Genomic DNA, 14,419 nt, shown 5'->3' on the forward strand with positions numbered 1-14,419 from the left:
AGAGGTATGCGAGCAATTTGTATTGGTTTAATCACCATAGCCATTGTTGGTTGCGGTAATAAGTATAACCAATTCTCTGATGACATTGTTGAACGAAAAAACCATTGGACAGCACCTGGCCCCAGGCACGGACCACTTACTGAGAGAGAGATGGAACTTGCCCGAATTGCATGGAAATATTTTGAAAACAACTATCAAGAATCGACTGGTCTGGTTAATGCGGTAAACAACTACCCTTCCGTTACTTGGTGGGATGCCGCTTCTTATCTGGCAGGAATGGTCAGCGCATACGAGTTAAAAATCATTAAAAAAGAAGAGTTTGATAAGCGCCTTGTGCGTTTTCTAACGACTCTAAACACCTTAGATCTCTTTAAGGGAGAGCTACCCAATAAAGCTTATAACACTCAGAATGCAGCAAAAGTTGACTATGCCAATCAGCCGGGCGAAATTGGTTATTCAGCACTCGATTTAGGGCGGTTAATGATTTGGTTGTATATCGTTAAGCATCGCTACCCCGAGTTTGCAAGTAGTATCGACTCAGCCGTTTTAAGATGGAACTTTTGTAATGTTGTCGATGAGAATGGCACCATGTTTGGAGCATTACTTGAGCCAGGTAAAGAAGTTCAATACCTGCAAGAAGGTAGGTTGGGCTATGAAGAATATGCTGCAAAGGGTTTCGAATTATGGGGGTTTGATACAACGCAAGCCGCTATGGCAGAGCCTTATGCGACGATAAATCTTTTCGGTTACGACGTTCCTTATGACACCCGGGATCCCAGAAAGTTAAAAGCTCACAGCTATGTAGTTACAGAAAGTTATGTGCTCGACGGTATCGAAATGGGGTGGGATTTAGTTTCGGATAGAACTCCGCATGATTTGAACTACTCACATGATTGGATTGCGGAATTTGCACTACAGATATACCGAGTTCAAGAAGAACGATATAAACAAACAGGAATAATTACCGCTAGAACAGAGCATCAATTGGCTGGTGCTCCATATTTTGTCTACGACACTATCTACACTGATGGATTTGCGTGGAATACTATTTCTGAGGTCGGGGAATTTTTACCTCAGTACTCTGCTGTAGCGATAAAAGGGGCGATGGGAATGTGGGTCTTGTGGGACACCCCGTACACAGACTTGCTGTTTGATCATGTCTCTACAGCGTATGACAGAGAAAAAGGCTTCTATGAAGGAATTTTTGAAAATGGGACGGGTTTAATTAATACCTTCACTTCAAACAACAATGGAATAACGCTAGAAATACTACTTTACAAGCAACAAGGCAAGCTACTTACATATAAAGATAATGTTGCTCCCAGTGTGTGGGAAAAAGCCCTTGAGTCACCATTTGGTTATGAAGGTCAGTGTTTGCCTCGCCGAAAAATAGAACCTGTTAAATAACAGGGGTTATTAATGCTTAAGCAGTGGATAATTTTAACTTTAGCTGTTTCCATTACTGCTTGCGGTGTGGTGTATCGAGGAGTATCAGATGGCGTCAGCTCGATTAATCAATCCCAATATATTCGGCAGGGTCGCTATGGTGAGTTGACTGAAGAAGAGTTAGGGTGGGCGCAAATCGCATGGAAATATGTGGAAAATAATACCGAGTTAAATACTGGTCTGGTCAACAGTCTTGATAAGTATCCCACTACAAACATGTCCGGTATTGCAGACTATCTAATTGCATTGTTGGCTGCGAGAGAATTTGAGTTTATCCCGAATAAACAGTATGACGAAAGGCTTACTTTAGTATTAACATTCTTAAATGAAATGGACTTAAGTTATGGTCATGCTCCGAATAAAGTTTACAGTACACAAACAGCAAAAATGACGGATTACTCAGGCAAGCCAACTGACATTGGGTGGTCTTCACTTGATATCGGTCGACTTCTTATTGTTCTAGCGATTGTAAAACGTCACTCACCAGAATTTTCTGAATACATTGATAAAGCGGTTCTTAGGTGGAACTTTTGTGAGTTAGTTAGTTTTGACGGCGAACTTTATGGTTCATCACTGAATGAAAATACGTTAACTCGATATAAAGAGGGTCGTTTAGGTATCGAAGAGTACACGTCATATGGCTACCTTGATTGGTCTTTAATTCCTGATAAAGCGATGAACATCGAGCCTTATGACGTAGCAACTATCTATAATATTGACTTGCTGTTTGATGGTAGGGACCCACGTATATTTAACGTTTTAAGACCAGTATATAGTACACCTTACCTATGGATGGGTTTAGAGTTTAATTGGGATCAGGTTGGCGATGTTTCTTCTTCAGATGCTGTCCACTCTAATAATACTTTGGCCGCGATGGCCGACGCTATTTATCAAGTTCAGGAAGAACGTTGGAATAGGGAGCGTATATACACAGCGAGAGGAGAGCATGTCGTTAGCAAAGACCCTTATTTTGTTTATGATGCAATTTATGCTTTAGGTACACCATGGATAACTGTCGCCGAAGATGGAGCTTCTTATGATGAGCTTGCGTTAGTTTCCACTCGAGTTGCTTTTCAGATGTGGGCGTTATGGAAGACAGATTATACAGATCGTTTAATGACTTTAGTGAAAGAACTTTACGACCCCAAAAGAGGCTGGTACGAAGGGCGATATGAATTAACCAGTGCTTATGAAAAAAGCATTAGTTTGAAGACCAACTCGGGCGTACTTGAGGCTTTGTTGTATAAACAAAATGGGAAACTGTACAAAGCTCGTGATGAGAAAGAGTATCGAGATGTTAAGTTCAATTCACGTTTTGATCACCCCCGAAAATGTCTAGTGGAGACATTTAGATGAAGCGATTATGTTGCTTACTGGCAGTTGTATTATCATTTTCCGTCAATGCCTTCAATCTAGCCTCAGTAGACCTCATGAATGCGCCAAGCATATTTGTTATGCAAGGGCGGTACGCTCAAGCTGCGAATAGTTTTCATGTGCAAGCGAGTAAAGCTATGCTTATGGAGCGCAAACTTGGGACTAAAAACATGTGGCGTACTGCGGGTTTATTAGAGGGGCTAGCCGCTATTTGTGCTGAAAAAAGTAATGATCCAGTTGCCTATGAGTTTTGGGCCAATAGCGTACGATTTTTCTTAATGGGTGGCACCAATTGGGATGATGTGAAGACAGGTTTGTATAGAGAACTAGAACTAAATACTAATCGCATGCAAGTCAATGTCGTCCCGGGAGATGCGGGCTTAGATGTTGAAGAGTACCAGCTACAGCTTGTTGCTCTTATCGATATATGGGATAAAAAACTGTCGGTTCTAAACTATTCATCTCCCTCACCAGGATTGATGAGTTCCACTTCGGAAATAATACGAGAGCAAAATCAAGTCAGTCAATCCGGTGAAGGTTTACGCCAATATGGACCTAAGACAAAATTAGCAATTGGCACCCAGTTTACGGAGAAGCAAACTTTTGTCGTTGAACCTGCCCAACCTGTTGAAAATAAGAAAAAAAGCACAATTTCATCTGAGGTTCAGCCGTCTGCTTTACGGGGCGTTCCGTATCAGTCTCGTCAAAATACTGAACTTGAATCATCTTTAGTTAATGAAGATGGGAGTGAGTCGATAGTAGAGGTTATGCCGATTAAAAAAAACCACGCTATAAGTGAGTTTGACCAAGCGAGTGATGAGGTACAGCAGCAGGATGCGCCAACAAATAAATCTTCCCAACAGATATCTAGAGGCAGCTCCGAAAAGCAAGTTATAGAGCCAGTTCAGGCATCTCAAAGGCGAAGTTTTTCTCCTCCAACACCTGAAAATTAAATCAATTCTTCAAAAAGCACCATTATGCATTACTATTAATATAAATATCAAATTAAAACTATGTGAAAAAACATGCGCAATAGAAATTTACTCTCTTTGGTCCCGCTGTGTTTTATGGCTTTTGCTCAAGCTGAAAGTGAAGTTCCAATTACAGATTCTCTTCAACATTTTGATGAAACACAGTGGTGGCTAGCAGACGGGTGGGAAAATGGTTATCCTTTTTTGAGCAGATGGGAAGCTGACGCTGTAAAATTTGGTAAGCAAGGAATGCGTATATCATTAGCACCTGACCCTAAAAGAAACAGTGACGGGAGTTATAATTTCTACTCTGGGGAGGTGCGGAGTCATGATTTCTATTCGTATGGATGTTTTGAAATTGATATTAAGCCGATAAGGGCTCCAGGGGTGGTTACTTCTTTTTTCTTGTTTTCCGGCCCTTATGACAAGCCTCACGACGGCAATGGTATGCATAACGAAATAGACATCGAATTTCTAGGTTCGAACACCAATATGGTACAGATGAACTTTTGGACTGATGATGATGATTATTCGAACAGCCATGAAACTCTCATATTCTTGGATTTTGATGCGTCGAAAGACTTTCACCGATACGGAATATACTGGAGTGAAGATTCGATAGAATGGTTCATAGATGGCAAGTCTGTGCTGAAAGTGCTTGACAGCCCATTTGATCCCATACCTAGTATTTCAAGCTCAAGGCTAAGGATGATGTTTAACGTCTGGGCTACAGATCCAAAGATCGCTAACTGGGCAGGAAAATTTAATCACACTAAGAAAAAAACTTATACCGCTGTTTATAAAAACTTTAGTTACACGCCCCTTCAGAGGTGCTCACATTAACTAGGTATAAAATTTAATACTATCTTTGTTGCTTATTAAATAGAGTACTATGCTTCTAGTTGAATATAGTAATTCGGCTAGGAGTTTACCATGGATAGTTCTAAAACTGCGGCGCGTTCGCTACTTGACCAGTCTAATACACATTTTGATTTGACCAACCCGGAACATCAGGTCAGTTTACTCTCTCTGGCAGATAAGTTGCTTTGTTTTGAAGATATGCCACTTAGCGATTTATTGCAGATATCAGAAAATTATGATGCCCCTTTGGAGTTCGAATTAGCGGTTAAGTTAGTACAATCTCGAAGAGAAATACTTTCTATAACTCAGCCAGCTTCAATAGCGGTTGTCTTTGCTATGTGGGGGGAACACAATCGTCTGCTAGCCAAAGACGAAGAGAACCCTAATGGCGAAGACTCATTAAGAACTAAGATTGCGCAATTGGAGTGGATAACCAGAGATAGTTTGGTCGATTGGCATTTATACGCGGTAGATGATGGTTGCCCTCACGAAAGTGCAGACATTGCCCAACGTATAGTTGATGGTCTGGATGAACATTTATCAAAGAGGGTGTCAGTGCTTGAACTTAGTAAGGCTTTACCGACGACTCAAGGTCCTCTGAGAAATCTAACTTCTGCTGACGACTCACGCAAAGGCGGAGCTATCATTTATGGATGCATGCAAGCTTTAAATGATGGCGCTGACGCCGTGGTATATACTGATGCCGACAACTCTGTACATTTGGGGCAACTGGGAACGATAGTCGGTCCTTTTTGCAAACATGCAAAGCAAGTTGTGCTTGGCAATCGGAAGCATCCAGACTCTATTTTGGTCAAACAAGAAGAGCGTTGGGGAGTCGGAATTAAAACGTTACGGCATATGCAGCGCATGATTGGGGCACAGATCTTCGATAACGGCATAAAAGATACTCAGGCAGCCTTCAAACTATATGGACGAGAGGTGCTATCTAAAATTTTGCAAAACCCCACAGTGTTTGATTTCTCTTTCGATACAGATTGGATTTATGCGGCTATGGAACTCAAGCAATCAATTGCGACAGTGCCTTTTGCGTTTATCGATTCTGCAGCAGAGTCCGCATCAATAGTACAAGGTCCTATGACGACTTGGTACGTACTCATTGAAGGGTTAGTGAAGGCAGCAGAGGCTCGAAATGCCGAATATAGTGAGGAAATGGCGAATGTCTTTAAATCAGAAATAAAATCCTACCATGACTTAGAGCTTATCATTGATGTCCTTCCTCCTGAGCTCGCTGACGCTGAGGATAAAGAGTTGGGCAATCCCACGATTATGTCTCCCAATTCAGTTCGTCAGTGGATTAAAGAGGCGAAAGAGTCTAATGAACAAGCTACAGCATAAGTTTTCCTAAACATACGCAAGCCTAGCAATCATGCTACGGCTTGTGTAGAGCCCAAATACTCCCGAGAAACGATGCGGTTACACTGAGTCAAATCGCTATACTCTACACTCGTTTTCTCTAAATGCTAAAAGGCTCGGGAGGAGGTAAATAGACACCTTCAACGCGTGCATATTGCACCCATTGCATCCAGTTTGGTGGAAGGGCTAGGGATGATAAATCACTCAAGTGATTTTCTAGTATCAGAGGCCTTTGGCCATTCTGTGAAAGACTGTAGATGTAGTCGAGTTTTGCACCCACAGAATATGGATACTTACCGATATACATTTTTAGACTGTCTAGAGAGTTTGGCTGCGGAATCACGGTTGTATAACTAAACAACCTTGGCAGATCTTCTAACGAGTTGTGACTACTACTGGTTTTTTTAAGAAGAATGCTGAAGGTATGTGCAATCTTGGTTTCGCCAAAATAGAGAAGAGCAGGAAGGTAATGCTTTATGATAATGGACGGAAAATTATAGTCGTGTTCATAAAAAAGAGAGAGGCCAAGCAATAGCTTGTTGTGCGCTTGGGCGTCTTTCCCTTCTTGAATTAATATATGGCATTGAAATAGAGAGAGCATCGCTTTTAAATGAAGGACGCGAAGAGGAGTCAAACGGCGCGAGGCTAGACGATAAAAATTATTAAGGTGCTGGAGTATAGTGCTTCTTATTTGTTGTTCAGGGCTCGATTTATAGCATCCTTCTAGACTGAGGAGATATTGCGATACCGAGTTCATCCAATTTTTGTCTGCCAATGAAATATGACAGGCATATGTGTAGCCTATTTTTATTAATGTCTCACGTTGGCCTAAACTTTCAGCCATATTCACTGCGCTTATCGCACGACTACTGATACTGGGTGTTAGCTCGAACGATTTGAGTGCATACTTTAGAGCTTGTTTGAGTTCACCTTCTTCCCGATATAATTCACTCAAACAGTCGATGACTTTCAAAGATAAAGGGGACTCGATCAAGTAATCATGTAGAAGATTGATTGCCGCTTGGTTTTGTCCGGTTTGATACAAACAGTGTGCTTGTGCGACAGCCTTACTTGGATGATTTCTAAGGGTAGATGTGTCAATAAAGTGTTGCAGTAGATCCCATGACTCACTGCTAATTACAAGATCAATTAGTACCGATTCAATTGTGGCTGATGCGCCTCCTTGCTCTACTACTTCGATAGCACATGAAATCTTATCAAAGTTATTTATCGGAGTGAGGTCATACAGTAGTGCTATTTTTTCCGACTCAGTAAGAATCAGCTCTAACTTTTCTCCAAGAGACTTGGTTTGAATTGGCTTAGATATAAAATGCCGTGCACTACCTGAAAGGGCAGTAAGTACAGTGCCCTGCTTTGTGTCACTCGATATTATCAAGATACCGACTTTGTGGTTTATGAGCTTATTGTTTATTAAAATAGAGGTGAGTTCAAAGCCAGTGAGAGTCTGTTCTAAGTGGTAGTCCACGATCAATAAATCAAAGAAACTTGATTCAATCATGTTTATGGCTTGTTTACAGTCTGTCGACGAAAAGACTTGCTCTCTTTTTGCTCCTAATGCTATTAATTGTTGTTTAATAAGCACTACAGAAGTACGAGAATCATCAATAATCAATATATTCGATTCTGATAACTTTTTTTTCATAATGATGCTTTTCCACCTAGCCACCTAAATAATAGGCACTTGGTTGCTTATGATCAAGGTGATAAGTCGCTAAAGTGGATAAGTGTTTAGATAGGGGATAAACATGCTTAGGTATATCCAGCGCCGTAGAATTAAAAAAGTGATTAAGCTACTCTCGCCTATGTTAGTAAAAGGCTATGGCAGCCGTGATTATTTCAGTCTTGGGCAAGTTAACACAAGTGCTAGGTTGTTATGTAAGCGTCAGCAGCAGATTGCCTTGGCGTTATTTGCTAATCCTGATGATCTCGACTTAGACAATAGCCCATCGCTTAAGCTGCTTCGCAATGACATAGCGAATGATTTTTTCGATTCCAACCACTACAATGCGCAGGACGTGATTAATTTGCTGATTAGTGGTGGCTGGAAAGGTGGTCGAATGAATGATGATATGTCACACCGATTTGGTATGCACAGCCGCTATTGATTACGAATTAACGAACTATTAAGTTGCGGCCAACTCTGAGGTAGACCGCACCTGTCTTGTTGTTAATTAAAATCTTGGGTCCAGTAGAACATCTTTGATGAGTCTGATCTGTCTTGCCTAAAACCTATTCCCATTTTGGTCCTGTGATGACTCATCACGTTTTGGCAGTGCCCTGGGTGCCCTGCCCAGCTGTCAGCACCAGCATTGTTAACTTGTCCGTCACTTCTTTTCTTACCATTTCCGAAGATGGGCCTGATAGCTGATGAAGAGGTGATGAGTGCTGAATTTTGCGCCATGCTATTAACAACAAAATGACCTATCTCATCTAATTTGTATTGTTCATTTGAGTTTAATTGAGCGTTGTTAGCGGTATCACTGTCCCATGCAATGGGCGAAACTGGCGGATAAATACCAGCAGCAGATTGCTCAGATTGATCGCAGTATCGCTGTGTCGATCTTGCACAATTAGTCGCAATGACTGACTGATACTTTATACTGCTATGACTTAAGTCATCTGGGATGTTGACGATTCGACACCATCTTTTATCCGCAGCACCCTGGCCAGGCATACCCCAAATTGAACCGCTGAGTATTTGACTTTTATCTAATGACGCGAAGTCTATAACGACGTCGTTATCTAACTGACTTATATCCAAGGTTATCTCTCCAGAAGAATCATTTAGCTGAAATATTGAAGCACCAGCGTTTTTGGCCGCAGCGGCAATTTGGGGTCTTTGCATTTGCTCCCATGCACTACCAAAATTCGTTTGTAACTGATTGGCATGAGCCAAAGCGATAAAGTGGTAGGTAGGGAGTGTTTGCTCAGAGCCCTGCTGAGTTTTAGATGTAACGCTTCCAAAGCTTTCAAATACCAAAGATGAAGTAAACACAGCATTGTTAAACACATAAGTTGCTAAATGTTCACTCGTACAGGTATTCGCATCCATGTCATAGCGATATTCAGAAAAGGTGCCGTCTACCAATAACTGATTATTTACCCTCTGCGCACTTAGCCCGACCGCTTGATAACAGTGCCAGTCATGAACCCAGCGGCTATCATTATCAATAATAATGGTTGGAGTAGGAATGTTTATATTGACCTTTCGAGTGTTAGCACCTTTGAAAGCAGGTAATCTTGGCTTAACAGGAATCGAAGAATAGTTGGACACACTCCCACCTTTATCAACTAATCCTTCGATAGCAAAAATCATATTTCCTTTTAGTATTTGTTCCTTTGGGGTTGAAAACGTTTGATTAGATGATGGATTTACATTAGTCGAAGCCGAGGGACTACTACTTGAATTATTGTCTCCTGATGAACTCCCTCCGCCACATCCTGAAATGGAAAGTGTAGTCAGAATTACTGCTAATACATTATCTTGCCTCATAATTTCTCCTTTAGTCATACATTATGTTGGGGCTAAGGGATGCTGCCAGATAGCGAAGAGTTAAATTTCAGGTGAATGTAATCAAGGCAAAACATTGACTGTAATTTTGCATTGATGATAGGTTTCTAACGTTGTGAATACATTAATGATTTTTAATTGACAGAGCGGTTATAGTTAAACTTGGTAGGGGAAAATATGAAGTTTTACAAAGCCGATGAATATCAGATCTCTTGCGAAGTTCTGTATCGTGAGTATGAGCTTAAGATAGCGGCTTTGCTTCCAGATGCGGCCATTGAACATATTGGTTCTTCTTCTATTCCCAATGCAATATCTAAGGGTGATTTAGATATACTTGTCGGTGTCAATGCTAGTGAACTAGAGAAAGCAGTGAAACGACTTACTACGCTTGGCTTTAAAGAGAAACTCGATACATTAAGAACGCCGCAGTTATGTATGATGGAGTCTAGATCTGGTGAAGATGTAGCCTTCCAAGTTGTAGCGAATGGTCCAGAATTTAATTTCTTTGTAAAGTTTAGAGATAAGCTTCTTGAAGACCCTAACTTAGTTCAAGAGTACAATGAGCTAAAACTGTCGTGCAAGGGTTGGCCTGCAGATGACTATCGTAGAAAAAAATCAGTTTTTATAGAGCGAGTGTTAGGGCATACATAACCCATTTCCCGAAAGAGTTCATTTTTAAGTTGTAATAATAATTCAAATTGAAATACCATGCATTTTTATTTTAAGTATCTGATTAATAATGATAAAAAGGTGTTTTATGCAAAATGAGTTATCCCATATTTCAAGCTTGGTTGGATCTGATGCGGGAGTGAAGTATAGCAAAAGTGAACAGCGGCCCGAATGTGGTGAGTATTTTGATTTCCATCATATTGAATTTTGGGTCAGTAATGCTTTTCAGGCCAAGATGTTTTATGAAACGCATTTAGGATTTAAAACGATTGCCTATGCCGGATTAGAAACGGGTGAGAAAAACTTTACTGCTTACGTTTTGAGAGGGGATCAAGCCTGTATTGTGGTTAAGTCACCACTGCACCCAAATGATGAAATTATAGCGCCTTTTGTTAAAGAGCATGGTGATGCGGTTCGTGATGTTGCTTTTTGTGTAGAAGACGTACAAAAAACGTTTGAGCATGCTAAAGCGAATGGCGCTCAAGTTATCTTGTCGCCTACATACAGTGAAGATGAGCATGGTCAGGTACTCATCGCTAGTGTGCTCGCCTATGGAAACACAGTGCATTCCTTTATACAGAGTGAACAATATCGCGGCTTGTTTCTTCCTGGCTTTCATCCAATAGAGCCAAATTTAGTCAATACTTTTGCTGAAAGCTTGCCTCCGGTACCTATGGGCCGAATCGATCACGTAGTAGCGAATCAACCTCAGGGAAAAATGAATGAGGTGGTTGATTTTTATATAAACTCGTTATGCTTTAGACGCTTTTGGTCGGTTGATGACAAGTTATTGCAAACAGGCACATCTGGGCTCAATTCAATTGTTGTCAGTGACTTTGATGAGCGAATCAAAATACCAGTCAATCAGCCGTCGACGCGCTTTGATGGGCGATCACAAACACAAGAGTTTGTTGACTTTCATGGTTGTGGTGGTATTCAGCATATCGCGATTTGTGTGGAGAACTTAGAGCAAACTGTTCATTCTCTAAAAGCGCGAGGGTGTTACGTCTTACCTGTTCCTAGTGCTTATTATGATGAACTCCAATCCGCTATTTGTGAGAACGATTTAGATTTGGGTATCAGTATTGAAACCATGAGAGCATTAGACATTGTCGTAGACTATGACGACAGAGGCTTTATCTTGCAGATATTTACTCGGCCAGTAGAAAGTAGACCAACCCTTTTTTTTGAGTTTATGCAACGCAATAATCACGATGGCTTTGGCGCTGGTAACTTTAAATCCTTATTTAGCGCAATTGAAGCGCAGCAGAAACTAAGAGGGACTTTGTGAGTTAAATTTAGAAAATCACAATCCATAATATCCAGAGATAATTAAGGCTGCCTATTTGCTTAAAAGCAGCCTTTTGTTCACCCAAAAAACTTAGCGAGAGATTAGTGATAGGCCCGCGGGGAGTGCATCACCAAAGGCTCGTTTCGATTCGGTGTGCGAAAGCGTTTTAACTTCAGCGACTAACTCAACCCAAGCCTTGGGTACTTTACTTTGTTTAAGTTTGGTAAGAACTTGCTGGCGAAAATCATCAGAGATATCAAATAATCGATCGCCTGTTTTACGGCATATCATCACGGCAGCAAAGCCGATCATGGACTCTTTTTGCCAGTTTTGTTCCAGTAACTTGGGCAGCCATTGTTCTGCTTGTTCTCGGGGGATGACGCTATGTTGGCTTCCATACAGAGGGGTGCGAGCGGCTAAACGACCCAATGCCCACCAATGAGGCTGTTCAAACTGATTATGGTTAATAGCTTTAGTTAAAAACCAGCTGGATAACAGCACTTTATCTTCTACATCCAAATGCTCTAGGGAAGCAGCGAGTCGAACCATAGATTCATACCCCATATCATGGGCTGCTTTCGCGGACTGTGGGTTTTTCATGGCTCCCGGGTGTAGATATTTGGCGATATCGGCAAGTAAAGTTTCTTGCTGTTCTTGATTAAGGCCGCCAGCTATTCGGCGCCAAAACACCCACCAATCTGTCCAGCCCTGATGGTTTTTAAATTGGATACTTTGTTGATATAAGCCCCAGACCTGCTCTAATCGCCAAGCGTCTATCGCGTCACCAAATCCTGGTCGCAGGGAAAAACCAGCTAAGCGCAGCCAGTTCTTTTCGTGGGCTTCAGAGCGGCGGCGACGTTTTCGTCCTTGGGCAAAAGCATCAAACAGTTGACGCAACGTAGCAAAGTCCCAATCGTCACGTTTACCTAGTTTTTTCTCAAGATCTTTTGCTAGTGTTTTGATTTCTTTTGAATCAGCGCTTTTTTTGTTGCCGCTGTATAGACGAGTGATGAGCTCTTTAGACTTAACAAGGCGTGGTGGAAGTGTTACTTGTTCTGACTCGTCAGATTGTTGATTGCGGACTTCAAATTCCAATTCCCACCGCTTGTTGTCATCATCGATGTTCACACACTCTATTTTTAACGTGCCAACTTCGGTCAATTGGCAGGCTAATTGCACTTCAACTCGCTCCTTTTGATTGGCTTGAAGCTCTGCGCCTTCACCTTCTAACGTCAAGATGTAAGGGGGAAGGGGAGCGAAGATATCAGGATCCACATCCACCATTATGCCATTCTGGATAGCAACGTTTTGAGTCAGGGTGTCATGGGTTGAAGTAAGCAGATTAAACCGCACTGGCTCTCCTAATGTGAGAGCAAAACGCCGGCCAGTTAAGCGTATCTCATGGCCTTCTTCCGTTCCTTTAGCGAGCAGACACAGTGCTTTACCCATGTTGTTCTTTTCTTGCATATGCAGAAAATAAGAGCGCGCCGAACCACCACCAATTTTGAGCTGAGCGCCCCGCCTAGCTTTGCCATAGGCCACGGCTCCGAGCGCGACAGACCAGTCAGGGTGAGGATTATCAAGCAGTGTTATAGGAGAGCCGCGCCAATGCTCAAGTAAATTTGTAATGCGTTTTGTGACGAGCTCGCTGTTAAAAACACCGCCGTTAAGGAGCAGGCCTACGGGGATGGCGGGTTCAGGATTTTCTGGTTTGCCAAGAGCGGTGGATGATACTTGCTGGTGTTGGTGGAGAAATTCAGCTAAATGTTTACTGACCGCTGGATCGGCTACATAAGGTAAACCAAATTCGACCATAGCGCTGCGACGCTTACTTGGCATTTCTGAAAAATCAGATAAAGGGAAAAATCCGTCTAGTGCAATCTGGTGTACTTCTCGTCTACTAAGGCTAATACTTTTCGTGCCACCAAGTAGCTTTGAGCCACTACCAAGCATGGTGATTTTTACTTCTTCAGGCGCTTCAAGGGACAATAATGCTTCTTTAGCTTGTCGAGTTTGTTGAATCAGTTTAGTGAGGCTCGCAGCATTGAGTTTTTTGCTTTGATTAAAACGGCCTTCCGCAAGATGAGCTAAGGCTAAATCGAGATTGTCACCGCCAAGCATTAAGTGTTCACCCACACCGATTCTATCCAGAGAGAGTTTGTCTTGCTCATGCTTTGCTGCGATTAAGCTCAAGTCTGTGGTGCCTCCTCCGACATCGCAGACCAAAATGAGCGGCAACTGCTTGAGTTCATCTGCGGCAGTTTGTTGGTGACGAGCATACCAGTCATAGCATACCGCTTGTGGCTCCTCGAGCAGTACAATCTTGTTTAAGCCAGCTAGAGATGCCGCTTCTAGGGTAAGTTTACGCGCTGTTTCATCAAATGATGCAGGCACAGTCACCACAACGTCTTGATCTTCGAGCTTGTTGCTTGGATGACGATAGTTCCATGCTTGTCTGATGTGATTGAGGTAACTGGCGCTAGCAATAACAGGTGAGACTTTAGTGACATCATTGGCACTAGCCCAGGGAAGAATGTCTGAGTTACGGTCAACACTTTGGTGAGATAGCCAGCTTTTGGCACTCGATACTTGACGCCCCTCAACTTTGGCGCCTAGCTCTCTTGCCCACTCTCCAATGATGACATTATCTGTATCACCAGAAATTGGTTCTGAGTCCCATGGCAGGGTAAGATCTAGGGGCGACATTTGCTCTTTGGCTGCATGATAGCGAAAAGAGGGCAATAAAGGTCTGCGAACTACTTCGCCTGGACCTATGAGTTGGTCAATCTCAAAAAGAGAGATGCTTGATTGCTCTAGATTGTCTGTGATTTCACAAAAAGCGACAACTGTATTTGTGGTGCCTAAATCTATACCGACGAGAAAGCGAGGAGATGCCATAAA

At 42.1% G+C, this 14,419-nt stretch carries 11 protein-coding genes; 8 read left to right on the plus strand and 3 right to left on the minus strand.

Features of this window, described 5'->3' with window-relative positions:
- Nucleotides 1–6: 6 nt before the first annotated feature.
- From DPF90_RS17285 to DPF90_RS17305, 5 genes are all read left to right on the plus strand, one after another.
- Nucleotides 7–1,407 (plus strand): DUF3131 domain-containing protein, encoded by a 1,401-nt coding sequence (locus DPF90_RS17285; RefSeq protein ID WP_114787572.1) that lies wholly within the window; start codon nt 7–9, stop codon nt 1,405–1,407.
- A 12-nt stretch (nt 1,408–1,419) separates the two neighbouring features.
- Nucleotides 1,420–2,802 (plus strand): DUF3131 domain-containing protein, encoded by a 1,383-nt coding sequence (locus DPF90_RS17290; protein WP_114787573.1) that lies wholly within the window; start codon nt 1,420–1,422, stop codon nt 2,800–2,802.
- Nucleotides 2,799–3,773, plus strand: coding sequence for a hypothetical protein (locus DPF90_RS17295; RefSeq protein ID WP_114787574.1), 975 nt, complete (start codon nt 2,799–2,801; stop codon nt 3,771–3,773). The genes DPF90_RS17290 and DPF90_RS17295 overlap by 4 nt, the downstream gene beginning before the upstream one ends.
- 72 nt (nt 3,774–3,845) lie before the next feature.
- A complete protein-coding gene (locus tag DPF90_RS17300) occupies nt 3,846–4,634 on the plus strand; it encodes a family 16 glycosylhydrolase (RefSeq protein ID WP_114787575.1) in 789 nt (262 codons plus the stop codon).
- A gap of 90 nt (nt 4,635–4,724) precedes the next feature.
- On the plus strand, nt 4,725–6,008 hold the full coding sequence (locus DPF90_RS17305) for a glycosyltransferase (protein WP_114787576.1): 1,284 nt from the start codon (nt 4,725–4,727) through the stop codon (nt 6,006–6,008).
- A 118-nt stretch (nt 6,009–6,126) separates the two neighbouring features.
- Here DPF90_RS17305 and DPF90_RS17310 read toward each other — a convergent pair whose 3' ends face one another.
- Nucleotides 6,127–7,689 (minus strand): response regulator, encoded by a 1,563-nt coding sequence (locus DPF90_RS17310; RefSeq protein ID WP_114787577.1) that lies wholly within the window; start codon nt 7,687–7,689, stop codon nt 6,127–6,129.
- A 103-nt stretch (nt 7,690–7,792) separates the two neighbouring features.
- Between DPF90_RS17310 and DPF90_RS17315 the strand changes: the two genes are divergently transcribed.
- On the plus strand, nt 7,793–8,152 hold the full coding sequence (locus DPF90_RS17315) for a DUF6559 family protein (protein ID WP_114787578.1): 360 nt from the start codon (nt 7,793–7,795) through the stop codon (nt 8,150–8,152).
- Between the two features lie 62 nt (nt 8,153–8,214).
- Here the strand turns inward: DPF90_RS17315 and DPF90_RS17320 are convergent, their stop codons facing one another.
- Complete coding sequence (locus DPF90_RS17320; RefSeq protein WP_114787579.1) at nt 8,215–9,540, minus strand: CAP domain-containing protein; 1,326 nt, start codon at nt 9,538–9,540, stop codon at nt 8,215–8,217.
- A 195-nt stretch (nt 9,541–9,735) separates the two neighbouring features.
- Between DPF90_RS17320 and DPF90_RS17325 the strand changes: the two genes are divergently transcribed.
- Together DPF90_RS17325 and hppD are read left to right on the plus strand one after the other, a co-directional pair.
- A complete protein-coding gene (locus DPF90_RS17325; protein ID WP_114787580.1) occupies nt 9,736–10,209 on the plus strand; it encodes a GrpB family protein in 474 nt (157 codons plus the stop codon).
- A 106-nt stretch (nt 10,210–10,315) separates the two neighbouring features.
- The gene (gene hppD / locus DPF90_RS17330) at nt 10,316–11,518 is read left to right on the plus strand and encodes a 4-hydroxyphenylpyruvate dioxygenase (RefSeq protein ID WP_162814058.1); all 1,203 of its coding nucleotides are present in this window, start codon (nt 10,316–10,318) and stop codon (nt 11,516–11,518) included.
- A 90-nt stretch (nt 11,519–11,608) separates the two neighbouring features.
- Here the strand turns inward: hppD and DPF90_RS17335 are convergent, their stop codons facing one another.
- The gene (locus DPF90_RS17335; RefSeq protein WP_114787582.1) at nt 11,609–14,416 is read right to left on the minus strand and encodes an Hsp70 family protein; all 2,808 of its coding nucleotides are present in this window, start codon (nt 14,414–14,416) and stop codon (nt 11,609–11,611) included.
- Between the last annotated feature and the right edge of the window lie 3 nt (nt 14,417–14,419).

The organism is Vibrio tetraodonis, assembly GCF_003350295.1.
In the GTDB taxonomy this organism is placed as follows: Bacteria; Pseudomonadota; Gammaproteobacteria; order Enterobacterales; family Vibrionaceae; genus Vibrio; species Vibrio tetraodonis.

Bases quoted from the DNA above. Each gene is read 5' to 3' on its own strand.
- DPF90_RS17315 (WP_114787578.1), top strand. From the start codon at position 7,793: ATGCTTAGGTATATCCAGCGCCGTAGAATTAAAAAAGTGATTAAGCTA.
- DPF90_RS17290 (WP_114787573.1), top strand. From the start codon at position 1,420: ATGCTTAAGCAGTGGATAATTTTAACTTTAGCTGTTTCCATTACTGCT.
- DPF90_RS17305 (WP_114787576.1), top strand. From the start codon at position 4,725: ATGGATAGTTCTAAAACTGCGGCGCGTTCGCTACTTGACCAGTCTAAT.
- DPF90_RS17335 (WP_114787582.1), bottom strand. From the start codon at position 14,416: ATGGCATCTCCTCGCTTTCTCGTCGGTATAGATTTAGGCACCACAAAT.
- DPF90_RS17285 (WP_114787572.1), top strand. From the start codon at position 7: ATGCGAGCAATTTGTATTGGTTTAATCACCATAGCCATTGTTGGTTGC.
- hppD (WP_162814058.1), top strand. From the start codon at position 10,316: ATGCAAAATGAGTTATCCCATATTTCAAGCTTGGTTGGATCTGATGCG.
- DPF90_RS17310 (WP_114787577.1), bottom strand. From the start codon at position 7,689: ATGAAAAAAAAGTTATCAGAATCGAATATATTGATTATTGATGATTCT.
- DPF90_RS17325 (WP_114787580.1), top strand. From the start codon at position 9,736: ATGAAGTTTTACAAAGCCGATGAATATCAGATCTCTTGCGAAGTTCTG.
- DPF90_RS17320 (WP_114787579.1), bottom strand. From the start codon at position 9,540: ATGAGGCAAGATAATGTATTAGCAGTAATTCTGACTACACTTTCCATT.
- DPF90_RS17295 (WP_114787574.1), top strand. From the start codon at position 2,799: ATGAAGCGATTATGTTGCTTACTGGCAGTTGTATTATCATTTTCCGTC.
- DPF90_RS17300 (WP_114787575.1), top strand. From the start codon at position 3,846: ATGCGCAATAGAAATTTACTCTCTTTGGTCCCGCTGTGTTTTATGGCT.